The organism is Streptomyces exfoliatus (assembly GCF_000725545.1).
GTDB classification, from domain to species: Bacteria; Actinomycetota; Actinomycetes; order Streptomycetales; family Streptomycetaceae; genus Streptomyces; species Streptomyces exfoliatus.
On sequence record NZ_JNZP01000098.1, the window covers coordinates 1 to 392 of the forward strand.

The 392-nt window shown below is 67.6% G+C and carries 1 protein-coding gene; it reads left to right on the plus strand.

All coding sequences use genetic code 11. The features are described from left to right. Positions 1-392: hypothetical protein (locus IO20_RS37295; RefSeq protein ID WP_037637056.1), on the plus strand; the 392-nt coding region annotated here is incomplete at both ends.

The window sequence follows — 392 nt, forward strand, 5'->3', positions numbered from 1 at the left end:
TGGGTGAACTGGTCAACGCCTGGACCTCGAACATCAAGCCCAACGGAACCGGCACCGGCTGCAAAGCCGCATCAGGAACCACCTGGGGCTACAACAGCACCGGCACACCCTCCAGCGGCCCCGTCGCCGACGCCGCCAACGCCCCGAACACCGAACCGGCCGGCCTGCCCGACACCGCACCCGCCGCAGGCACCATCGCCACCAACACCGGCACCCCCACCACAACACTCACCGGCCCCGTCACCGGCCAGGCCGCCTACCACCAGTCCTTCACATACGACTGGATCGGCAACCGCGCCAAAATGACCGAGCACGACCCGGCCGGCGACCCCACCAAGAACGTCAGCTACACCTACAACTACAGCACCACCCAGCCCCACACCCTCACCTCC